Raw genomic sequence first — 21,218 nt, forward strand, 5'->3', positions numbered from 1 at the left:
TCTTTAGTATTTTAAATGGTAATAGTATTAATGTCTATGAAGGAGAGAGTACTTTTATTACTCAGAGAAAGGTTGCCGTGGCTGAAAGCAACTTTACAAAAGGAAAGACACTCTGGAGATGAATATTGCAAAGATATTCCGTGACGAGCGTTAATCGTTAAGAGAAAAACTAACAGGTTTAGTTTTTAAAAATAGGTGGTACCGCGTATGTGATCATTCGTCCTTGTTTATTATTAAACAAGGGCTTTTTTTGTTATTTATTTTTAAAGGAGAGAAAAATATGGAAAAAAGAACTATGTACTGTGGCGCTGTTTCAGAAGCTCAGTTAAATCAAAAAGTAACACTTAAGGGTTGGGTTCAAAAACGTCGTGATTTAGGTGGCGTTATCTTTATCGACTTACGTGATCGTGAAGGAATTGTCCAAGTCGTTTTTAATCCAGAAAAATCAAAAGAAGCATGGGAAATTGCGGATAGTTGTCGAACTGAGTTTGTCATTGGTGTGACAGGAACCGTTATCCAAAGAGCGACAGAAGCGATTAATCCTAAAATGAAAACCGGTCATTATGAAGTGATGGCTGAAGATATTGTGATCTATAATAAAGCAAAAACAACCCCTTTTACCATTGATGATAAGGTCAATGTGAATGATGATATTCGTATGAAATATCGTTATTTAGATTTACGTCGTCCAGAGATGTTTCAAACCTTGAAATTGCGCCATGAAACAAGTCGTGTCATCCGTGAGTACTTGAATCATGAAGGTTTTATGGATGTTGAAACACCTTACTTGGCGAAATCAACACCAGAAGGAGCACGTGATTATTTAGTTCCTTCACGTATCCATGCCGGTCATTTTTACGCTTTACCACAGTCACCACAAACAACAAAACAATTATTGATGGGGGCAGGAATTGATCGTTACTATCAAATCGTTCGTTGTTTCCGTGATGAAGATTTGCGTGGGGACCGTCAACCAGAATTTACACAAGTCGATATTGAAACTAGCTTTTTATCGGCTGAAGAAATTCAAACCTATACTGAAAACATGCTTGCTCGTGTAATGAAAGAGGTTATGGGGCTTGACATTCAACTTCCGTTTGCACGCATGCAATATGATGATGCGATGGCTCGTTTTGGTAGTGATAAACCAGATACACGTTTCGAAATGGAATTGATTGATATTGCAGATGTCGTTAAAGAGTGTGATTTTAAAGTTTTCCAATCAGCTTTAACTAGTGGTGGAGCGGTGAAAGCTTTAAATGCTAAAGGAGCAGCGGCGAAGTATTCGAGAAAAGATATGGATAACTTAGGTTCTTGGTTAGGTCAATTTGGAGCGAAAGGCTTAGCTTGGCTTAAAGTGGAAGAAGAAGGTCTAAAAGGTCCAATCACTAAGTTCTTAACTGAAATTGAAGCTGATTTGATTAAAGCAATGGACGCTGAAGTTGGCGATTTATTAATGTTCTGTGCTGATAAGAGTGAGATTGTGGCAGCGTCATTAGGAGCGTTAAGAAATCGTCTAGGGAAAGAGCTTGATTTAATTGATCCAACGAAGTTCAATTTCCTTTGGGTGGTAGATTGGCCATTATTGGAATATGATGAAGAAGCTGGTCGTTATACAGCGGCTCACCATCCCTTCACGATGCCTAAAGAAAGTGATTTAGAATTATTAAAGACAGCTCCTGAAAAAGTTTATGCACAAGCCTATGATGTTGTTTTAAATGGCTATGAATTAGGTGGCGGTTCATTGAGAATTTACAAACGTGAAGTTCAAGAAGATATGTTTGCGGCACTTGGCTTTACTAAAGAATCAGCACAAGAACAGTTTGGTTTCTTAATGGATGCGATGGAGTATGGCTTCCCACCACACGGCGGAATTGCTCTAGGACTTGACCGTTTAGTGATGTTACTGGCTAAAAAAGATAATATTCGTGAGGTAATTGCATTTCCTAAAAATGGTAAGGCAATGGACTTGATGTCAGATGCACCAAGTACAGTATCTGATTTACAATTATTTGAATTAAATTTAGATGTTACCGCAGTCGACGAAAAATAAACGAAGAAATCACATAATAAATAGAGGGGATTCACATGATGAAAGTACAGCGCTGGAAAGATGCGCTAACAGAAAAGGGCTACACTGAGAAAATCTCAATGGCTATTGTTAACGGAATTTTGCAGGCAATTGCATTAAATCTTTTTTGGCAACCGGGGCATATTTATGCGAGTGGTATTACAGGATTGGGACAAATTGTTGTGACGTTAACAGAAAATATTTCAAATATAAAATTACCAATGGGTGTTGTTTTGTATTGTTTAAATATTCCATTATTTATTTTAGCATGGTTTAAAATTAGTAAGAAATTTACAGTTTTTACCATGATTTCAGTATTCATGACCTCTTTCTTTATTCAGTTAATCCCAGTAACGACATTATCAAAAGATCCGATTATCTGTGCGATTTTCGGGGGTGGGATTTGTGGTTTAGGTGTCGGATTAGCATTGAGGGGTGGCCTTTCGTCAGGTGGCCTTGATATTATTAGTGTGACCATCCGTAAAATGACAGGTAAAAATGTTGGTTCAATGAATATTATTTTTAATGCGTGTATTATCTTAACCTCTGCTTTTCTATTTGGTTGGCCTTATGCTTTTTATAGTGCCTTTTCGATCTTTGTCAATGGTAAAGTAGTTGATATGGTCTATACACGTCAGAAAAAAATGCAGATTATGATTGTGACATCAGAGCCTGAAAAAGTTATTGATGAAGTTCAAAAACGTGTCCGTCGCGGCATTACGATAATCAATAATGCAGAAGGTGCTTATCATCGTAATCAAGAAAAAGTTTTAATCAGTGTGATTACGCGTGACCAAATCCCTTTACTCCAACTTGCTATGCAAGAATCAGATCCAAAAGCCTTTGTGAGCATCGCTGAGAATGTGACAATCATGGGGAATTTTTACGAACAACAAATTTAAATGAAAATAAAAGATACACGATAAAAAGCGTATGAAATTAGAGTTTTTAGACTAATTTCATATGCTTTTATTATTTTGAACAAAACTATTTACTTACGGTACATTTTAAAATCGAGAAAGAGATCATTGTAGAATTGTAAATAATCGGGACCTAAATCTTCATAGACTTCAAGATGTTTGATGACCTCATCATCCGGATAAAATTGGGGGTCTGAGGTGATTTCTTTGGGTAAGAGGGCTTTTGCTTTTTGATTGGGTGTGGAGTATCCAATATATTCAGCATTGGTTGCTGCATTTTCAGGAATAAGCATAAAGTTAATAAAATCATAAGCACCATCCATATTTTTTGCTGTTTTAGGAATGACCATATTATCAAACCAAAGATTAGAGGCTTCTGGTGGAATGACATAATGGAGATGTTTGTTATTCGCAATCATTTCAGCAGCTTCACCAGAAAAACTAACCGCCGCAGCACTTTCATTACTTGCCATGTACATTTTGATTTCATCGGCAACGATCGCTTTGATATTAGGCGTCAGTTGATCTAATTTGTTTTTAGCTTGAATTAAATCTTCTTTGTTTTTTGAATTTAAAGAATGTCCGTTGCTATTTAAAGCAAGTCCCATTACTTCACGAGCACCATCAATGAGCATCACGTTATTTTTTAATTCAGGTTTCCATAAATCATCCCAGTGTTGGATGGTTCCTTTTTCAATAAAGGTATCATTATAAATAATCCCTAAAGTTCCCCAAAAATAGGGGATGGAAAACTGATTATTAGGATCAAAATCAAGGTCAAGGAAGCGTTCATCGATATGTTCTAAACCCTTAATTTTTTTATGATCTAAAGGTCGTAACATTTTTTGTTCAATCATCTTTTGGATCATGTATTCACTAGGGATAGTTAAGTCGTAAGCCGTCCCCCCTTGTTTAATTTTAGTAATCATGGCTTCGTTTGAATCAAATGTTTCATAAATGACTTTATAATGATATTCTTTTTCAAATTTTTTGATTAGGGCAGGGTCAATGTAATCGCCCCAGTTATAAATAGTCAAAACACTTGTGTTAGCGGTTCCTTGGTTTTTTTCTAATCGAAAAGAGGAAAAAGCTAACAAACCGATAATGATAAAAATCCCGATTAATAATGAATTTATTTTTTTCAAAGTTGCTTCCTCCTTATGATTTTATGGCTTTTTTTCGATTTTTACGCGGCTTATTATCTTGACTAATAAAATAATAACCGATGACTAAAACCATTGAGAAAATAAACAATAAACCACTTAAAGCATTAATTTCCAAACTAATTCCTTGACGAGCACGTGAGTAGATTTCAACCGATAATGTACTAAAACCATTTCCTGTGACGAAGAAGGTTACCGCAAAATCATCTAATGAATAAGTAAAGGCCATAAAGTAACCGGCAATAATCCCAGGAGTTAGATAAGGCAAGATAATTTTAGACAAAACTTGCCAGTTATTTGCCCCTAAGTCCCGTGCAGCATCAATAAGGGACTCGTTCATTTCTTGTATCTTAGGTAAGACCATCAAAACAACAATGGGAATACTAAAGGCAATATGTGAAAGTAAAACCGAAGTAAATCCTAATTTAAAGCCAAAGAAAGTTCCTAATGAAGTGAAAAGGATTAAAAAACTTGCCCCAATAATGACATCTGGTGAAACCATCAGGATATTATTTAGGCTAAGGAGAGACTGTTTAAGTCCTCTTTTTTTAGTATAGTGAATGGCCATCGCTCCAAAAGTCCCAATAATAGTAGCAATTAGGGCCGATAAAAAGGCTAAAAGGAAAGTATTAACAACAATTGTAATCAAACGAGTATCTTCAAAGACTGCTGTATAGTTTTCCCAAGTGAAACCAGTAAATTTGGTCATTGTGCCTCCTTTATTAAATGAATAATAAATTAAATAAAAGATGGGCAGATAGAGTAAGATAAAAACAGCAACTAAATAAAGGTTAGCCCATTTTATTTTTTTTATTTTGTCCATGTTTTTTCCCTCCTTTGACCTTTTCATTGGTTAACAACATAATTCCAAACATTGCAATAATTAAGATAACACCAATGGTTGACCCCATGCCCCAATTTTGTGTCACTAAGAAATGTTGCTCAATAGCTGTTCCTAAGGTAATGACACGATTCCCTCCAATGAGTCGAGTTAACATGAATAAGCTTAGAGAGGGGATGAAAACAGCCTGTATGCCACTTTTGACGCCTCTTAAAGAGATGGGAAAGATAACCCGACGAAAGGTTTCAAAAGAGTTCGCGCCTAAGTCACGGCTAGCAAAAATTAATGACGGGCTAATCTCTTCTAAAGCATTAAAAATGGGCATAATCATAAATGGAATTTCAATATAAGTTGCGACAAATAAAAAACTGAAATCAGTAAATAAAATTTGTTGCGGGCCAATACCAACGATTGATAAAAATTGATTGACCCCACCGTTAATCCCAAATATGCCAATAAAAGCATACGTTTTTAATAATAAATTAATCCAGGTTGGTAAAATAATGAGCATCAGCCAAAGCTGTTTATGTTTTGTTTGAACTAATAAATAGGCAGTTGGATAGCTAATAAGCAGCGTTATTAGCGTAATTAAAAAAGCGTAAAATACCGAGTTCAGCGTCATTTTTAAATAGGTTCCTGAAGTAAAGAACTGACGATAGTTGTCTAAGGTAAAGACTCCATTTGGGTCAAAAAATGATTGGTAAACAATTAGTAACACGGGTGCGATAACAAATAATGCAATCCATAAGAGATAGGGGATACTATAAAGTTTTTTAGTTGAATTCATATGTCTCCTCCTTTCTTTTATTCCTCGTCATAACTTTCTAGACGAGCATCAAAGTCTTCTTCTGATTCACCGAAACGCATCACGTGGATGTTGTCAGCTTCAAAATCAAGTCCGACTCGCTTGCCTTCTTCAGAACGTTTTGTCGAATGAACAACCCATTCGTTTCCTTCCAAATCAGTACAAAAAATTTCATAATGGACGCCGCGGAAGAGCTGGGTCTCAATGATTGCTTGTAATTTACCATAATCACTAGGTACAATATTGACATCTTCTGGTCGAATCATAATTTCGACAGCTTCATTGGGGCGCATACCACTATCAACACATTCAAAAGTTTGCCCGACAAAGGAGACCAAATTATCCTCAATCATTATGCCGTTAACGATATTACTTTCTCCGATGAAATTGGCAACAAAACGATTAATTGGTTCGTCATAAATATCAACAGGGGAACCACTTTGTTCAATATGACCATTATTTAAAACAAATATTTCATCACTCATTGCAAGTGCTTCCTCTTGATCATGAGTTACAAAAATAAAAGTGATGCCCAATCGCTGTTGTAATTCTCGAAGTTCAGCTTGCATATCGGTTCTTAATTTGAGATCTAGTGCAGAAAGTGGCTCATCTAAAAGTAATACTTCAGGTTCGTTTACAAGGGCTCTTGCGATAGCCACTCTTTGTCTTTGACCACCAGACATTTCATGGATTTTACGATCTTCAAATCCTGATAGTTGCACCATGCGTAAAGCATCATGAACTTTCTTTTCAATGTCTAATTTAGAAAGTTTTTTAATTTTTAAACCAAAAGCAACATTATCAAAAACATTCATATGAGGAAAAAGAGCATAATCTTGGAATACAGTATTTACTTTACGCTTATTCGCCGGGATTCGATTGATTTTTTTCCCATCAAAATAGATATTGCCTTTAGAAGGCTCGGAAAAACCAGCAATTAGTCTTAAAATGGTTGTCTTTCCACAACCTGATGGACCGAGTAGTGTATAAAATTTACCTTGTTCAATTTCGAAACTGACATTTTTTAAGACAATAGTTTCATCAAATTGTTGGACTACATTTTCAAAACGAATAATATCTTTGCTCATCTTGCCACCCCTTTTAATATTATAGGTACGAATTGGTCGCCACAATAAGTAAGCGACATGGTTGTGTTTGGTTATTTTTTATTTGATGCTTTTTGACAGCTTGATAGTAAATACTTTCTCCACTTTTAGCATAGTAGGTATCAGAACCAATCTCAAGGCAAACCTCTCCTTCGAGAATATAGGCAAAAGTATCTGACAAAGAAGGTTCAAACTCTTTATATTCACCTAGTTTTTCTAAAGTTAGAAGAATGGGTTCCATCTCCTTTTCATTAGAATCAGAAATAAGCCATTTTATTTCATAGCCTTTTTCTTCATCATAGTAAATGGTATAGTCTTCCTGTGTATAGATGACTTGTTGCCGTTGCTCTTTATCATCAAAAAATTCTCTAGGTGTTACGCCAAGAACTTCTAAAATCGAAAAGAAAGTTTCCATAGAAGGAGAACCGAGATTGCGTTCAAGTTGGGAAATATAGCCTTTTGTTAAATCGGTTCGTTCACCCAATTCTTCTTGGGTTAATTGTTTTTGGAGACGTAAATTTTTAATTTTTTTGCCGATGTCCATTTTTAACCACCTTTATTTAAGATTAGTGTGACTAAACTTAAACTAACAAAAGTTTAGTCACGCTAATTAAAATGTTTAGTAACAATGAGATTATAACTAAAAACTCAAAGATAAGCAATGATAATTAAGTGAGAATCATCTATAATGAAAGAGAAAACGACTAGGAGTAAGGAGAGAGTGAAATGACAAAATTTAAAGCGATAACGTTAAGCAATGAAAATAATGAGGTACAAGTAAGGTTAGAAGCGCAAAGCCTTGAAAATTTATCTGCAGGTGAAACCTTAATCGACGTTTGTTATTCATCAATTAATTACAAAGATGCCTTGGCGACTCAGTTAAGAGGTGGCGTTGTCCGTAGTTATCCGATGATACCAGGGATTGATGTCATTGGGCGAGTTAAGGAAACAACAGCCACTGATTTTCATGTGGATGATTTAGTTGTGGTCACTGGTTTTAAAGTGGGAGTTAGTCATACAGGTGGTTTTAGTGAACAGGTGCGAGTTCCAAATGAGTGGGTAGTCCCTTTACATACTAGTTTAGATTTACGTGAAGCAGCTATTTATGGGACGGCCGGGTTAACGGCAATGACAGCGATCACACGGCTGGAACGTTTGGGATTAAAAGATAAAACGGAAGCTTCGATTTTAGTGACAGGTGCTACAGGTGGCGTTGGGAGTTTAGCGATTATCATCTTAAATTCACTCGGCTATCACCAAGTAACCGCTGTTTCTAGAAAAGAAGATCAAGTTAGTTACTTAAAAGGATTAGGTGCAAGTAAGGTGATCACTCCTCAAGAGATTGAACTTGAGAAGAAAAAACCTTTGGCAGGGCAACGTTTTGATTACGTGCTTGATACAATTGGTGGCGAGTTACTTGGAGATTTATTGCCTCAAATTAGTTATCAGGGTGTTGTGGCACTTTGCGGTAATGCGTCAGGTATTCAATTTTCAACCACAGTTTTGCCGTTTATTTTACGAGGAATTACAATGACAGGAATTGATACGGTTGCTTTAACAATGGCGGAGCGACAAATGCTTTGGGCGCGTTTAGGTGTAGAGGTTGATGCAGATAAATTAGCAAAATTGCATCTTCAAGAAGTGACATTAGCAACAATTTTACCAACAATCCAGCAGATTTTAGAAGGCACGCACACTGGGCGAACGATTGTTAAGATTAAATAGAAAATGACAAAAGGAAAGGGCAGATTTTAAAATTTGCCCTTTTTTTGTCATTTTAAGCTATTGTTTTAAACTATTGGGTACAACGTAATCAGGAATTGGATTTTGATAAGGTGTTTGAGCAGTAACTTCATGTAGTTCTGATTTAGCTTTTTCAATAAGCTCAGGTGTTTGGATGACTTTCAGAGCAGTTGCAGCCATGATTTGTGCGGCTTTAAGCATCCCTTTTTTAGCAATCCCACTTTTTCCATTGGCCACCCATTGCCATGAGTGCATGGGTGTGTGTTGGACTTCCGTAGTAATCAAACATTGTGTTGTTGGAACGACCCAGCTAACATCACCTACATCAGTTGAACCAGGAGCAACAATATTTTTTAACATTTCATTATAAGGATAAACGAATTCTGATAAGGGGTCATTGAAGTGTTCCTGGAGCAGTTTTCTTTCAACCGGTCCAACAGCAGGGACCATTCGGAATTCTTTTTCTTTATCGGATAAATTGTCATAAATGGCCTGTGCATATTGCCAATCTTTTTCATCAAATTGAGGGCCGCCAATTTCTGCAAGGCACTCACCCATGACTTCTGAGTAAACTGTGTTAGGTATATAGTTCGAGCATGCTTTATCAAAATGAATCGCAACTTCGGTTTCAGTCATCAAAGCGGCACCTTCCGCAATTTTGCAGAGGCGTTCATAAATTTCTTTGGCTTGAAATACTTTAGGTGCACGAATAAGATAGAGTACTTTTGAATGATCTTGTACCACGCTTGGCGCCTTTCCACCACTATCTAAAATAGAATAGTGAAAACGTGCTTCGGGGATGACATGTTCTCGCAAGTAGTTAGCACCAACGTTCATTAATTCCATCGCATCTAATGCACTTCGTCCCATTTCAGGAGCATTTGCAGCATGCGAACTTTTTCCTTTGAATGAAAAAGCGGCTTGAATATTAGCTAAAGTCGGACAACTGATAATGCCATTATCGGTTGCAGGATGCCATGAAATCGCCATGTCTACATCATTAAAAGCACCATCACGGACCATAAATGTTTTTCCAGAACCGCCTTCTTCGGCAGGACAACCAAAAAATTTGATCTGAGCCTTTATTTTATTCTGGATTAGATAATCTTTCGTTGCCACAGCAGCAGCTAAAGCACCAGTGCCAAGTAAGTTATGACCACAGCCATGACCATTGTCATGAGGAGCGTGTTCATCTTTTTCAGGAATAATACTATTGGCTTTTTGGTTAAAGCCAGGTAAAGCATCATACTCCCCTAAAAAGCCAATGGTTGGCCCTTCATTACCAAAAGTGGCTACAAAAGCAGTTGGAATGCCACCGATGTTGGATTCAATATGGAATCCTTCACGTTTTAATTGTTGGATAAGCAGTAATGCAGATTGATCTTCTTCAAATTTTACTTCGGCTAACTCCCAAAGTTGATCACTTATTTGGAAATAGTCGTCTTGCTTATGTTCGATGAGTTTTTCAAGTTCTTGATACATGATTCTACCTCCTTAAGATGAATATGTCATTTTTTAGTTAAATATTTTTATCTCTCTTAAGTTTGTCCTTTTTCTGTTTATGTGTCAATTATATCGACGTTTCATGCAATAAAAATGTTTTTTCAGAAAAATGATGAAAGAGAAATGTGGAGTTATCGTACACTTATTTTCGATTGGCTAAAATCGAAGTAGAGGTATCAATGATTATAGTAAAAAATAATCAGATTAACTTGAAAAAAGATGGAAAAAAGTTTAGAATATGAAAGAGGATGAAAGTTTTCAGGGAATGAATGTCTCCCTTAACTTTTTTAAAGTTAAAACCGTTATGTTAGATAACTGATGACTTCTACAATCTGCTGTTTTTTGGCAGGTTGTAAAGGTTTTTTTGTAAATAAGGAGGATATTTTTGGATGAAGTTGAAGAAATCACTTTTTCTCATTGGGTTTGGTTTAGTGGTAGGTAGTTTGGTAGGTATTTTAGAAGTTATTTTTGGGAAAGGACTCCTAATGATTATTGGGTGGCGTCAGGTCTTTTTCTTCCCTTTAATCTTTGGTTTACCTTTTGCTGGATTATTGATTGAATGGCTGTATTCTCGATTTGGTGGACGAAGTCGTCAAGGAATGGGGTTAGTTTTTGACGTAGGCTTAGGTGAACAAAAGAGTATTCCCTTTCGGCTTATTCCAATCGTGATTGTCAGTACGTGGTTGACGCATCTCTTTGGAGGAAGCGCTGGGCGTGAAGGTGTTGCTGTTCAGATAGGGGCAACATTATCACATTGGATTGAGCGCCTGAATCCCTTTAAAAATTTAGAGTTAAATCTAACGAAGATTGCTTTAGTGACGGGGATGGCCGCTGGATTTTCTGGATTGTTTCAGGTGCCAATTGCTGCGATCTTTTTTGCGATTGAAATTTTTATTGCTGGTAAACTTGATTATGAATCTTTGTTGTCGGCTAGTGTTGCTTCTTTCACAGCTTTTTATGTATCAAAATTCTTAGGCTTAGAAAAATTTAGTTATCACTTGGTTCAAATGCCAGAATTAAACTTTTCATTATTACTAAAACTACTCGTTCTAGGTTTTTTATTTGGCATCGTTGGTTTTTTATTTGCCATTGCTTTGAAGCAAGGAAAAGTTTGGACGGCCCAACTTTTACCGAATCGTTATGTTCGTATTTTTTGTGGCGGTATTTTACTTGTAGGTTTGCTGATTTTATTTCATGCTGGTCGTTACTCTGGTTTGGGTAGTGAGTTGGTTACTTTAGCTTTAAATGGTGGCAAGATTTACTCGTATGATTTTCTTTTGAAAATCATCTTAACTGTTTTAACGCTATCGATTGGTTTTCAGGGTGGCGAAGTTACACCGCTATTTACGATTGGTTGTACTTTTGGAGTCGTAATCGCACCATTGTTTGGTTTGCCTGTTACTTTTGTAGCGGCTTTGGGTTATGCCAGTGTTTTTGGGAGTGCAACGAATACCTTTTTAGCCCCCATTTTTTTAGCTGGAGAGGTATTTGGGTTTGAACTGACCCCTTATATATTTATTATTATGTGTATTGCTTATCATTGTAATTTTAGTTTATCAATTTATGGTAAACAAAAAAGTTTAGTAGTTAAATCATAATTAAAAAAAGTTCTTTAGCAACGATTCGGTTACTAAGGAACTTTTTTTTATTTTTCTCTTCCGATAATTCGAACTTCGGTTTCTAAAGTAACATCAAATTGTTTTAAGATGACCTGTTGGATATGAGCGATTAACTCAATATAATCTGTTGCTGTCGCTTGGTCAATATTAACAATAAAACCAGCGTGCTTTTCAGAAATTTGGGCACCACCCCATTTTAACCCTTGGAGTTTTGCGTCTTGAATTAATTTACCTGTGAAATACCCTATGGGACGCTTGAAGACACTTCCACATGAAGGATATTCTAATGGTTGTTTTGCTTCTCTTAAATCTGTTAGTTCATCCATTTTAGCTTTCATTTCATCGTAGTTCCCTTTTTCAAGCTTGAAAGTGACCGATAAAACAATCGCTTTAATTTCTTGTAAAATACTATGGCGGTAACGGAAGTCCATCTCTTCTTTAACGAGTGTTTTAAACGATCCATCTTCTAAAATTACATCACAAGATTCAAAAGCATCAACTAATTCGCCACCATATGCACCAGCATTCATGTAGGCGGCCCCACCAATACTTCCAGGAATACCACAAGCAAACTCTAGACCGGATAACTCTTTTTTTAGGGCGAGCTTAGTGACATCGATGAGTTTAGCTCCAGCTCCAGCCGTTAGATGAGAACCATTGAATGTAACAGTATCCATTTTTTCGAGCATGATGACAAAACCCTCAATTCCACCATCACGTACAATCAGATTACTGGCATTACCTAAACAAAGCCAATTTATTTTTTGTTGATTACAATATTGAATTATTTTTTTGACTTCATCATTTGATTTAGGAAAGGCCAATACATCGGCAGGTCCTCCCGTTTTTGTGTATGTAAAATGAGATAATGGTTCATTAAAAAGTAACTTAACATTAGCTAATGCTTTTTGTATTTCTGTTGTATTCATAACTAAAATCCTCTCTCTTCTCGATAATTCAGGCGAATTAATTTTAACATATTTTACTAGAAGTCGGTAGCTTACATAAAAAGAGACGTAAGTTTTTATTTTATCAGTTACGATCAGATTTAAAAGCATTTTTTGTTAACATTTACCACTTATTTTGTAAAAGTGTTTAACTAAACTGTTTTTTCTATGGTAATATAGAAGGTGTGAGAAAAGAGAGACTGCTAGTCAGTGTGACGGGAGAAAAAGATGAAATTAATATCATGGAATGTTAATGGACTTCGAGCGATTGTCAAAAAAGAGTTCATGGACCAATTTAAAAAATTAGATGCGGATGTTTTCTGCCTCCAAGAAACTAAATTACAAGCAGGACAAATTGATTTGGAGTTACCAGGCTACTATCAATATTGGAATTATGCAGAAAAAAAAGGGTACTCGGGTACGGCTGTTTTTACAAAAGAAGAAGCAGTGAGTGTTCGTTATGGCATAGATATCGAAGAACATGATCAAGAAGGTCGCGTGATTACATTAGAATATCCAACTTTTTATTTAGTAAATTGTTATACACCAAATGCTCAGGCAGAACTAAAAAGATTGGCTTACCGGATGCAGTGGGAAGAGGATTTTTTAGCCTATTTAAAGCAATTGGAAAATGATAAACCTGTTATTTTATGTGGTGATTTAAATGTTGCTCATCAAAATATCGATTTAAAAAATTGGAAAACAAATCAAAAAAATCCGGGTTTCTCCATTCAAGAACGGGATAAATTTAGTCAATTATTAGCGAATGGCTTTATCGATACGTTCCGCCATTTTTATCCAGAGCAAGAAGGAGCCTATTCGTGGTGGAGTTATCGTTTTAACGCCCGTAAGAACAATGCAGGTTGGCGGATTGATTACTTCTGTGTCTCTAAAAGTTTAGAAGCACGTTTGAAGTCAGCCGCGATTCTAAGCGATTTTTATGGAAGTGACCACTGCCCGGTAGAATTAATTATAACGAGTGAGGGTGAGTAAAATTAATGAAGAAAGTGATGAATTATTTAGTCGTCCTGTTTTTATTAATTGGTAATTTAGCTTTTGGCTTGATGTCAGTCTCGGCAGCAGATGCTAAAAAGGATCAGCCCCTAATTACTGATTTAAAATACGACGAAGAAAAACGCGTAATCAGTGGGAAAACTGCGCCACATTCTAATGTTTTCTTAAAAAATGTTGCCGGTTCTGTAATTGCATCTGAAACGGGTGAATTTGAATTTCCCGTTCCAGAAAACACAAAAGTTTCCGTTATAACCATCCTCGATGCTGAGGGAGATCAGTCAACTGATGTTCGTTATAACTTTGAAAAGAAAACGATTGAGTCGGAGACATCTAAAAAAACAGAGACAACGACAACAACGAGTTCGAATTCAACGGAAAAAACAGAAGATGAGAAAAAAACGGAAACAAGTGAAACAAAAACTAAAAAAACAAATGAGAAAGTCGCCTCTTCAACATCTTCAACCAAAAAAGTGTCTGGGGAAAGTCCAACTAAAATTTCAGAAGAAGTCTATCAACCGAAAAAAGCAGAACCTAAACGTAGTTTAATCTGGCTATGGACACTTCTAGGAATTATAATTGTGATCGGAGGAGCTGTAGGCGGTTATATTGGGTATAAGAAAAAAATTGAAAAAGAAGAGCGTGAAAAATCACGTAAAAAAGGCAAACGACCAGGGAAATACACACGAGAACGAGACAAGGGACGTTCTGCTAAAGACAAAGGTAAAAAAGAAGGTTCCCGTCGTCAAAGTACTAGTCGATCACCTTATAAAGAGGACCCTACCGAAAAAGCAAAACGAGCAATTGATCAGTTAGAAGAATCAAAGTACCTTGATTATTTAATTGACACAGAATTAAGTAATTTGCAAGAAGAGAAACGCTCCCGCTCCGGGCGTTCAAAAGTGAAGGATAGCAACGAGATAGCAACGAGTCGTCCTTCTGATAAAAGCAAAACGGTTCAAACATCGGGGACCAAAACGCCGGTTAAAGGAGCGACTAGTCAAGCATCAAAAGGTCAAGTGAAAAAAGAAGTAGGTGTTGTTCCAGAGATAAAAGGAACACCGTCGGCTAAAAAGACGGAAGGACCGAAAACCAAAACTACTGATAAAGACAAAGCAAAAGTTGAACCACAAGAGTCAAAGGATACAAAAGGAACGAAAGAAGTCAAAGCTAGTCGTCGTGAGGATCGTCGTTATCGTGAAGAAAAATCAAAAATAAATAGTCGTAAAACACGTCCGAAACGTAATTCTAAAGACCGTAATAAAAAACGTAAAAAATAAAAAAAGTTGTTAAATGACTGTATTATCAGTTGTTTAACAGCTTTTTTTTTAAACCATCCAACCCAAATGAGCGAGTTGCTCTTTTAAAAGAGTTAAACGATCGTTGTTTTTGCTAGAGGAAATTAAGGTTAATTTGCGAGATTCCTCGCCTGTTTTATCAAGAATAATCTCAAGATAAGGTACATCGACTTCTTCCCGGATCAACGTTCCCCACTCAATTAAACAAACACCCTCTCCTTCAAGGTACTCTTCCAATCCAAGACCATCAACGCTACCTGCTAGGCGGTAAACATCCATATGGTAAAGAGGCAATCGACCTGTTTCATACTCTCTAATTAAAGTGTAGGTGGGACTTTTAATCATTTGTTCTATGCCAAGCCCTTTAGCGAATCCCTTGGTAAAGGTTGTTTTCCCCGCACCTAAGTCCCCAGTCAATAAATAAATATCTCCTGGTTGGCTTAATGTTGCTAAATCAAAGGCCAGTTGTTGGGTTTGTGTTTCATTCATTAATGGTTGACTCATTGTCAATCACCGCCTTGTTTTCTTTTTATTTTGAGTATAACGCGAGACAGAATAAAAAGCCATGACGAATATTAAAGTCATGGCTTTTGAAAAAGTAAAAAGATTAAGCGTCTTGTAGGGCTTGAGAAGCTGTAATGATTGATAATTTATAAACATCTTCTTCGTCACAACCACGAGAAAGGTCAGAGATTGGTTTGTTTAAACCTTGTAAGATAGGCCCAATTGCTTGGAAACCACCTAAACGTTGTGCAATTTTATAGCCAATATTTCCTGATTGAATTTCTGGGAAAACAAAGACGTTCGCTTTTCCCGCCACTTTAGAATCAGGGGCTTTTTGTTGAGCTACTGAAGGAACATAAGAAGCATCAAATTGTAACTCGCCATCAATGGCTAATTCAGGTGCTAACTCTTGAGCAATTTTAGTCGCTTCAACTACTTTAGCAACTTCTTCTGATTTTGCAGAACCTTTTGTTGAAAAACTTAATAGTGAAACTTTAGGATCAATTCCAAAGATTTCAGCAGTCTTAGCACTTTCAACAGCAATTTCAGCTAAGGCTTGAGCATCAGGATTGATGTTAATTGCACAGTCAGAGAAAATATATTTTTCTGAATCACGGTTACCAACCATTAAGAAAGCACCACTTGTACGGCTAACGCCAGGTTTTGTTTTAATGATTTGTAAGGCAGGGCGAATCGTGTCACCTGTTGAGTGAACAGCACCGCTTACTAAGCCATCCGCTAAGTTCATATAAACTAGCATTGTGCCAAAATAATTTTCATCACTTAAAATAGTACGAGCTTGGTCTTCAGTTGCTTTTCCTTTTCGACGTTCAACAAAAGTCGTCACCATTTTATCAAAGTCAGCATAAGACTTTGGATCAATAATTGTTAAGTTATCAATCGCTAGACCACGAGTACTTGCGACTTCACGAATTTCTTCTGCATTCCCAATTAAAATTGGTTCCATTAAGTTATCTGATTTAAGACGAACAGCTGCACCTAAAACACGAATATCCGTTGGTTCAGGGAAAACGATTCTGACGTTTTTGTCAATAATATTGTGTTTAAGACCTTCAAATAATTCCATTTAAAAAAACTCCTCATGTTAGATTTAATAATTGATATACTTCATCATACCGTAAATTATCATAAAAAACAGTATTTTATTGCTGTTTTTTATGAAATCACATGAAAAACTTAGGTTAAACCTGCTGTTGCGACATAGTGTTGCAACAGTTTTGTTTCTGTGTTGTCACAGTTTTTCATTTGTTATACTACAGTTTTCAGGAATATTCCAATCAATCTTATCTTTTCCTTGTTGTTCCAAGCAACGATTAATCGCTGAAAAAGGTCGTGTGTTAAAAAAACCACGATGAGCAGACAACGGACTAGGGTGTGGTGCACAAAGAATAAAATGCTTATCTTGATTGATTTTACTTTGTTTTGTTTGGGCTGGTTTACCCCAAAGAACAAAAATAATAGGGTCTTCTCGTTCATTTAATTTTTCAATAACGGCATCTGTGAATATTTCCCAACCTTTTTTTTGATGAGAATGTGCTTGACCTTTTCGGACGGTTAAAACAGTGTTAAGTAATAAGATACCTTGTTGAGCCCATGAATTTAAGCACCCATGATTAGGAGGCGTGATCTTTAAATCATGACTTAGTTCTTTATAAATATTTCTTAAAGAGGGTGGAATTTTATTTCCTGGTAAAACAGAAAAACTTAATCCATGTGCTTGGTTAGGGCCATGATAAGGGTCTTGACCCAAAATAACGACATTGACTTTATCAAAAGGTGTTAATTGAAAAGCATTAAAAAGGTGTTCTTTTGGTGGGTAAATCATTTGTTCTTGGTATTCATTATCTAAAAAAAGCATCAATTCTTTAAAGTATTTTTTGGTTGTTTCATCCTGTAGAATAGGACGCCAACTACTTGGTAATTCTGGGTTCATTGTTATCACTCCTCGCATGATAGTGTAGCATATTTTTGTGAATAAACCTGTTTGATTGATGTCATCTCGATGTAAAAAATGTTACACTAAAAGTAATTTAAATATCAAGGAGGAATTTCATGATCAAATTAATAGCATCAGATATGGATGGGACATTTTTATCACCCAACTTAACTGTTTCAAAATATAATCAAGAGGCTGTAAAGAAAGCACAAGCCGAAGGAATTGAATTTATGGTGGCAACTGGACGCGACCATACGGAGGCTCGTCCCCCTTTAGAAGAAGCGGGAATTGACTGTGTCTTGATTACAGGGAATGGTGCTCAAGCGATTGATAAAGACGGGGAAGTTTTATTTACGCATGCCATTGATAAAAAGAATGTTAAACGTATTTTAAAGATTTTAAAAGACCACGGTCTTTATTTTGAATTAATGACGACAGATGGTGTTTATTCGGATAGTCAACCACAGCGTCTCGAAAGTTTTACTAATCTAGTGGCAGACCACATTCCTCATATTACTTTTAAAATGGCTATTGCTATGGCATCAACACACTTATCGATGTTGAAAGTCACCTTTGTTGAAAGTTACAATGAAGTGATTGAAAATGATGAAATTGACATCTTAAAAATCATTACTTTTGATGAAAGAGGTCAACGTTTCTTAGAACCAGTGGCAGAAGAAATTCGACAAATGGATGAACTTTATGTTACGTCTTCTTTTCCTAATAATATTGAAATTAATCATCATTTGGCACGTAAAGGTTATGCAATTAAGGAGATAGCTGAATTGAGAGGAATTTCTTTAGAAGAAGTCATGGCAATTGGTGATAATCATAATGATGTTTCGATGCTTGAAGAGGCTGGTGTTAGTTTTGCAATGGCGAATGGTGTTCCTAAAGTTAAAGAAGTGGCAAAATATGAAACAGATTCAAACGCTGAAGATGGTGTAGGTAAAGCGATTGAGCGTGTGATTGCTGAAAAATTATAATATTTTTTTGGTAAAGGATGTCGAAATGCTATGGTGACGTACTATATACAGAAACATTTACTTCAAGCGAATGTCCGTGTAACGATTAAAAACTTAAAAGGTAAACCCGAGTATTTATTAGTGGGGCGTTGGGGCGTTAGAGGAGATTCTTTATCGATTTATGATTTAGAGGGGCGTGCGTTGGCTAGTGTGAAACCAAAGAATTTTGCTTTTCGTTCTCAATTTGAATTGTTTGAAAATCATCAAAAAGTGGGGGAAATGGGACGGGTTTTTCCTATTCCTAAGGATATTTATTTTATTAAAGGAGTAAAGTGGCTTGTTTTAGGCGATAGTCTAGCCGCATCCTATCATGTTTACCAGTTGGCAAAAAAGGTGATGACGGTTACGACAATAGGCAATGTCTATAAGATTGAAATAGAAGAAGAAGAAAAAGTGCCTTTATGTTTATGTTTAGCGGCCGTTTTAGATTATTGGTCTAATAGTCATGGCCTTCGTCGAAATTGGTTAGAGCGTAAAAATTATGCTCCAAATTTAACTTACATTGTATTAAAGGAGAGTTTAAAAGATGGCAGAAGTTGAAAGTTTTACCTTAGATCATGATGCAGTTAAAGCACCATATGTTCGTTTAATCGCAGAAGAAACAGGCCCCAAAGGCGATGTGATTGCTAACTATGATTTACGATTTTTACAACCCAATGAACAAGAGATGCCGACTGCGTGTATCCATACGATTGAGCATTTATTAGCGGATCTATTAAGAGATGAACTACCAGGAATTATTGATTGTTCACCATTTGGTTGTCGAACTGGATTTCATTTGATGACGTGGAATGTTTATTCTACGACAGAAGTGGCTCAAAGTTTAACCAAAGTATTAACAAAAGTTGTAAATGAAATTGAATGGGAAGATGTTCAAGGAACAGAACGTAAAAATTGTGGGAATTATCGTGATCATTCCCTTATTTCAGCTAAAGAGTGGTGTCGTCAAGTCATTGAACAAGGCATTAGTGATGATGCTTTTAATCGTCATGTTGTGACACTACCTTAGAGAAAGCGGTGGTGAGGAAAGATGCTTTTAGAACATCAAGTGAATGAACACGTTATTTGGGTGGAAACAAACCAGTTAACAATGGATGAAAAAAATAAATTGGTTCATCATTATGGCTTATCGTTAGAAGTTTTGGAGTACGTTACAGATGTCTACGAACAAAGTAACTATGATTATGATTCGATAACAGGACATCATTTGTTGGTAGTTAATTTACCGGTTCAGATGGATGCGAAGGTTCGTTTAACGACTCGGCCAGTGAGTTTTTTATTCAAAGATAATTATTTGTTTACGTTTAATATGAGTGACTCCATTGAAATTAATCAGGAGCTTCAAAAAATGTTAAAGGATGTATCGGCAGAAACAAGCCTAAATATTTTTTTGATGTCTGGTATTTATAATGTTTTTGAGTATTTCATGGTGAAATTACGTGAATTGATGAAAGAGCGACATAAACTAGATGATATGAAACCGCGAAGTATGACCAATAAAAATTTGTTAGACTTATCCTATTTGCAACAGACCTTAACCTATTTCACTAATTCGTCCAAAAGTAATTTTGATGCTCTCAATAAGATGTTAGCATCAAATTATGGTGTTAGTTTATCCGCTGTTGAAAAAGAGCGGTTGGAAGACGTTATTGTGGAAGCTAATCAAATTATGCATATGGTTCACTTGGAAAGCGAAGTTGTTGATAAAATTGCTCAAATATTTGATAGTATTATGAATAATAATCTGAATGATACGATGAGCATTTTAACTTTTTGGTCACTAGCTTTAGCAGTTCCGACTTTGGTTACTGGCTTTTATGGAATGAATATCGCCCTTCCTTCCATTGACAAAAGGTATGATTGGATCTATTTATTGGTTGTTTCGGTCGTGCTGATTTTGTTGCTCGTTTGGACGATTAAGAAAAATAAACGTTTATAAAAGCGGTTCTATTGCAAAGTTTTCCAATTATCTTTGTTTAAATTAAAATAAGAAGAAATAGATGATTAAGGACATTCAAATGACTTATTTCAAAGGAAAACAATTTAATAAAGATATTATTACAGTAGCCGTTGGCTACCGTTTGAGGTATAACCTTAGTTATAAGGAAGTTTTTTAAATTATAAATGATCGTGGAAACAACGTTTGTCACACAACTATTTATCGATGGAGACAGGAATACAGTCAGATTATCTACTGTCTATGGAAGAAAAGAAATAAATCTGTTGGTGATTCTTGGAGAATGGATGAAACCTATATTAAGGTCAAAGGAACGTGGCATTATTTATACCGTGCTATTGATTCTTTAGATATATGGTTGCAAAAAAATCATGACAGTCAAGCAGCTTACTCTTTCTTTAAACGATTAATTAAACAGTTCGGAGAACCGAGAGCTATTGTAACGGACAAAGCTCTTTCATCAAGCTGTGCGTTTAATCGACTTAAATCAGAAAATTTATTTGCTAAGACAGAACATCGAACGCGTAAATATTTGAATAATATTATTGAATAAAATCATCGTTCAATAAAGAAAAGACACAAGTTATATCAGTCCATAAGGACCGCTTCAACTACGATTAAAAGCATTGAAACGATACATTCTCTATATAAAAAAAGCCGAAAAGATCTAAATCTTTTTGGCTTTTTAGTGATTCATGAAATCAATCAATTATTAGGAATTCCAGCATAGTGTTGAAACAATTAAGTA

At 35.9% G+C, this 21,218-nt stretch carries 20 protein-coding genes, 1 pseudogene, 1 riboswitch and 1 other annotated feature; of the genes and pseudogenes, 11 read left to right on the plus strand and 10 right to left on the minus strand.

Going from position 1 to position 21,218, the window contains the following annotated elements; genetic code table 11:
- Positions 1 to 27: 27 nt before the first annotated feature.
- Positions 28 to 228 (plus strand) — a binding site (T-box leader).
- A gap of 52 nt (positions 229 to 280) precedes the next feature.
- Both aspS and ACTJFD_RS02550 read left to right on the plus strand, forming a co-directional pair.
- Positions 281 to 2,053 (plus strand): aspartate--tRNA ligase, encoded by a 1,773-nt coding sequence (gene aspS / locus ACTJFD_RS02545; protein ID WP_442259489.1) that lies wholly within the window; start codon positions 281 to 283, stop codon positions 2,051 to 2,053.
- A gap of 38 nt (positions 2,054 to 2,091) precedes the next feature.
- The gene (locus ACTJFD_RS02550; RefSeq protein ID WP_442259490.1) at positions 2,092 to 2,973 is read left to right on the plus strand and encodes a YitT family protein; all 882 of its coding nucleotides are present in this window, start codon (positions 2,092 to 2,094) and stop codon (positions 2,971 to 2,973) included.
- A gap of 89 nt (positions 2,974 to 3,062) precedes the next feature.
- On the opposite strand, the gene ACTJFD_RS02555 is transcribed toward ACTJFD_RS02550, so the two are convergent.
- Genes ACTJFD_RS02555 through ACTJFD_RS02575 form a run of 5 tightly spaced genes read right to left on the minus strand, consistent with a single transcriptional unit; the run spans position 3,063 to position 7,450 of the window.
- The gene (locus ACTJFD_RS02555) at positions 3,063 to 4,136 is read right to left on the minus strand and encodes an ABC transporter substrate-binding protein (protein WP_442259492.1); all 1,074 of its coding nucleotides are present in this window, start codon (positions 4,134 to 4,136) and stop codon (positions 3,063 to 3,065) included.
- A 13-nt stretch (positions 4,137 to 4,149) separates the two neighbouring features.
- The gene (locus ACTJFD_RS02560) at positions 4,150 to 4,968 is read right to left on the minus strand and encodes an ABC transporter permease (protein WP_442259776.1); all 819 of its coding nucleotides are present in this window, start codon (positions 4,966 to 4,968) and stop codon (positions 4,150 to 4,152) included.
- Positions 4,946 to 5,782, minus strand: coding sequence for an ABC transporter permease (locus tag ACTJFD_RS02565; RefSeq protein ID WP_442259494.1), 837 nt, complete (start codon positions 5,780 to 5,782; stop codon positions 4,946 to 4,948). The genes ACTJFD_RS02560 and ACTJFD_RS02565 overlap by 23 nt, the downstream gene beginning before the upstream one ends.
- Before the next feature lie 17 nt (positions 5,783 to 5,799).
- Positions 5,800 to 6,888 carry an ABC transporter ATP-binding protein gene (locus ACTJFD_RS02570; protein ID WP_442259496.1) on the minus strand — a complete coding sequence of 363 codons (1,089 nt, stop codon included), beginning with the start codon at positions 6,886 to 6,888 and terminating at the stop codon, positions 5,800 to 5,802.
- A 19-nt stretch (positions 6,889 to 6,907) separates the two neighbouring features.
- A complete protein-coding gene (locus tag ACTJFD_RS02575) occupies positions 6,908 to 7,450 on the minus strand; it encodes a helix-turn-helix domain-containing protein (protein WP_442259497.1) in 543 nt (180 codons plus the stop codon).
- A gap of 182 nt (positions 7,451 to 7,632) precedes the next feature.
- Between ACTJFD_RS02575 and ACTJFD_RS02580 the strand changes: the two genes are divergently transcribed.
- Positions 7,633 to 8,631, plus strand: a complete 999-nt coding sequence (locus ACTJFD_RS02580) for a YhdH/YhfP family quinone oxidoreductase (protein ID WP_442259499.1) — start codon at positions 7,633 to 7,635, stop codon at positions 8,629 to 8,631.
- A gap of 57 nt (positions 8,632 to 8,688) precedes the next feature.
- On the opposite strand, the gene ACTJFD_RS02585 is transcribed toward ACTJFD_RS02580, so the two are convergent.
- Positions 8,689 to 10,131 (minus strand): M20 family metallopeptidase, encoded by a 1,443-nt coding sequence (locus ACTJFD_RS02585; RefSeq protein WP_442259501.1) that lies wholly within the window; start codon positions 10,129 to 10,131, stop codon positions 8,689 to 8,691.
- Positions 10,132 to 10,404: 273 nt separating this feature from the next.
- Positions 10,405 to 10,487, plus strand: a riboswitch (Fluoride riboswitch).
- Between the two features lie 54 nt (positions 10,488 to 10,541).
- Here ACTJFD_RS02585 and ACTJFD_RS02590 point away from each other — a divergent pair.
- Complete coding sequence (locus tag ACTJFD_RS02590; protein ID WP_442259503.1) at positions 10,542 to 11,750, plus strand: chloride channel protein; 1,209 nt, start codon at positions 10,542 to 10,544, stop codon at positions 11,748 to 11,750.
- Positions 11,751 to 11,797: 47 nt separating this feature from the next.
- Here the strand turns inward: ACTJFD_RS02590 and murB are convergent, their stop codons facing one another.
- Positions 11,798 to 12,700, minus strand: coding sequence for a UDP-N-acetylmuramate dehydrogenase (murB, locus tag ACTJFD_RS02595; RefSeq protein WP_442259504.1), 903 nt, complete (start codon positions 12,698 to 12,700; stop codon positions 11,798 to 11,800).
- A 246-nt stretch (positions 12,701 to 12,946) separates the two neighbouring features.
- Here murB and ACTJFD_RS02600 point away from each other — a divergent pair, with 246 nt between their 5' ends.
- Complete coding sequence (locus tag ACTJFD_RS02600) at positions 12,947 to 13,711, plus strand: exodeoxyribonuclease III (RefSeq protein WP_442259505.1); 765 nt, start codon at positions 12,947 to 12,949, stop codon at positions 13,709 to 13,711.
- Positions 13,712 to 13,716: 5 nt separating this feature from the next.
- The gene (locus tag ACTJFD_RS02605) at positions 13,717 to 15,009 is read left to right on the plus strand and encodes a hypothetical protein (RefSeq protein WP_442259506.1); all 1,293 of its coding nucleotides are present in this window, start codon (positions 13,717 to 13,719) and stop codon (positions 15,007 to 15,009) included.
- Positions 15,010 to 15,057: 48 nt separating this feature from the next.
- Here the strand turns inward: ACTJFD_RS02605 and tsaE are convergent, their stop codons facing one another.
- The 3 genes from tsaE to ACTJFD_RS02620 all read right to left on the minus strand — a co-directional run bounded on the left by tsaE (position 15,058) and on the right by ACTJFD_RS02620 (position 17,485).
- Positions 15,058 to 15,531 carry a tRNA (adenosine(37)-N6)-threonylcarbamoyltransferase complex ATPase subunit type 1 TsaE gene (tsaE, locus tag ACTJFD_RS02610; protein ID WP_442259507.1) on the minus strand — a complete coding sequence of 158 codons (474 nt, stop codon included), beginning with the start codon at positions 15,529 to 15,531 and terminating at the stop codon, positions 15,058 to 15,060.
- A gap of 103 nt (positions 15,532 to 15,634) precedes the next feature.
- A complete protein-coding gene (pta, locus tag ACTJFD_RS02615) occupies positions 15,635 to 16,618 on the minus strand; it encodes a phosphate acetyltransferase (RefSeq protein WP_442259508.1) in 984 nt (327 codons plus the stop codon).
- 165 nt (positions 16,619 to 16,783) lie between these two features.
- Positions 16,784 to 17,485 (minus strand): uracil-DNA glycosylase, encoded by a 702-nt coding sequence (locus ACTJFD_RS02620; protein ID WP_442259510.1) that lies wholly within the window; start codon positions 17,483 to 17,485, stop codon positions 16,784 to 16,786.
- A gap of 119 nt (positions 17,486 to 17,604) precedes the next feature.
- Here ACTJFD_RS02620 and ACTJFD_RS02625 point away from each other — a divergent pair, with 119 nt between their 5' ends.
- The 5 genes and pseudogenes from ACTJFD_RS02625 to ACTJFD_RS02645 all read left to right on the plus strand — a co-directional run bounded on the left by ACTJFD_RS02625 (position 17,605) and on the right by ACTJFD_RS02645 (position 21,200).
- Positions 17,605 to 18,474 (plus strand): Cof-type HAD-IIB family hydrolase, encoded by an 870-nt coding sequence (locus ACTJFD_RS02625; RefSeq protein WP_442259512.1) that lies wholly within the window; start codon positions 17,605 to 17,607, stop codon positions 18,472 to 18,474.
- A 30-nt stretch (positions 18,475 to 18,504) separates the two neighbouring features.
- Positions 18,505 to 19,053 (plus strand): LURP-one-related/scramblase family protein, encoded by a 549-nt coding sequence (locus tag ACTJFD_RS02630; protein WP_442259513.1) that lies wholly within the window; start codon positions 18,505 to 18,507, stop codon positions 19,051 to 19,053.
- On the plus strand, positions 19,040 to 19,522 hold the full coding sequence (locus ACTJFD_RS02635; RefSeq protein WP_442259515.1) for an S-ribosylhomocysteine lyase: 483 nt from the start codon (positions 19,040 to 19,042) through the stop codon (positions 19,520 to 19,522). The genes ACTJFD_RS02630 and ACTJFD_RS02635 overlap by 14 nt, the downstream gene beginning before the upstream one ends.
- Before the next feature lie 21 nt (positions 19,523 to 19,543).
- Complete coding sequence (locus tag ACTJFD_RS02640; protein ID WP_442259517.1) at positions 19,544 to 20,452, plus strand: magnesium transporter CorA family protein; 909 nt, start codon at positions 19,544 to 19,546, stop codon at positions 20,450 to 20,452.
- 79 nt (positions 20,453 to 20,531) lie between these two features.
- Positions 20,532 to 21,200: pseudogene (locus ACTJFD_RS02645) on the plus strand (IS6 family transposase).
- Positions 21,201 to 21,218: the final 18 nt, after the last annotated feature.

It is taken from the genome of Vagococcus sp. (genome assembly GCF_052102835.1).
Lineage (GTDB): Bacteria > Bacillota > Bacilli > Lactobacillales > Vagococcaceae > Vagococcus.

Excerpts from the sequence above, each read along its gene's own strand:
- ACTJFD_RS02625 (WP_442259512.1), top strand. The coding sequence starts at position 17,605 with ATGATCAAATTAATAGCATCAGATATGGATGGGACATTTTTATCACCC.
- pta (WP_442259508.1), bottom strand. The coding sequence starts at position 16,618 with ATGGAATTATTTGAAGGTCTTAAACACAATATTATTGACAAAAACGTC.
- aspS (WP_442259489.1), top strand. The coding sequence starts at position 281 with ATGGAAAAAAGAACTATGTACTGTGGCGCTGTTTCAGAAGCTCAGTTA.
- tsaE (WP_442259507.1), bottom strand. The coding sequence starts at position 15,531 with ATGAGTCAACCATTAATGAATGAAACACAAACCCAACAACTGGCCTTT.
- ACTJFD_RS02570 (WP_442259496.1), bottom strand. The coding sequence starts at position 6,888 with ATGAGCAAAGATATTATTCGTTTTGAAAATGTAGTCCAACAATTTGAT.
- ACTJFD_RS02600 (WP_442259505.1), top strand. The coding sequence starts at position 12,947 with ATGAAATTAATATCATGGAATGTTAATGGACTTCGAGCGATTGTCAAA.
- ACTJFD_RS02585 (WP_442259501.1), bottom strand. The coding sequence starts at position 10,131 with ATGTATCAAGAACTTGAAAAACTCATCGAACATAAGCAAGACGACTAT.
- ACTJFD_RS02640 (WP_442259517.1), top strand. The coding sequence starts at position 19,544 with ATGCTTTTAGAACATCAAGTGAATGAACACGTTATTTGGGTGGAAACA.
- murB (WP_442259504.1), bottom strand. The coding sequence starts at position 12,700 with ATGAATACAACAGAAATACAAAAAGCATTAGCTAATGTTAAGTTACTT.
- ACTJFD_RS02565 (WP_442259494.1), bottom strand. The coding sequence starts at position 5,782 with ATGAATTCAACTAAAAAACTTTATAGTATCCCCTATCTCTTATGGATT.
- ACTJFD_RS02550 (WP_442259490.1), top strand. The coding sequence starts at position 2,092 with ATGAAAGTACAGCGCTGGAAAGATGCGCTAACAGAAAAGGGCTACACT.
- ACTJFD_RS02620 (WP_442259510.1), bottom strand. The coding sequence starts at position 17,485 with ATGAACCCAGAATTACCAAGTAGTTGGCGTCCTATTCTACAGGATGAA.
- ACTJFD_RS02575 (WP_442259497.1), bottom strand. The coding sequence starts at position 7,450 with ATGGACATCGGCAAAAAAATTAAAAATTTACGTCTCCAAAAACAATTA.
- ACTJFD_RS02635 (WP_442259515.1), top strand. The coding sequence starts at position 19,040 with ATGGCAGAAGTTGAAAGTTTTACCTTAGATCATGATGCAGTTAAAGCA.
- ACTJFD_RS02605 (WP_442259506.1), top strand. The coding sequence starts at position 13,717 with ATGAAGAAAGTGATGAATTATTTAGTCGTCCTGTTTTTATTAATTGGT.
- ACTJFD_RS02630 (WP_442259513.1), top strand. The coding sequence starts at position 18,505 with ATGGTGACGTACTATATACAGAAACATTTACTTCAAGCGAATGTCCGT.
- ACTJFD_RS02590 (WP_442259503.1), top strand. The coding sequence starts at position 10,542 with ATGAAGTTGAAGAAATCACTTTTTCTCATTGGGTTTGGTTTAGTGGTA.
- ACTJFD_RS02580 (WP_442259499.1), top strand. The coding sequence starts at position 7,633 with ATGACAAAATTTAAAGCGATAACGTTAAGCAATGAAAATAATGAGGTA.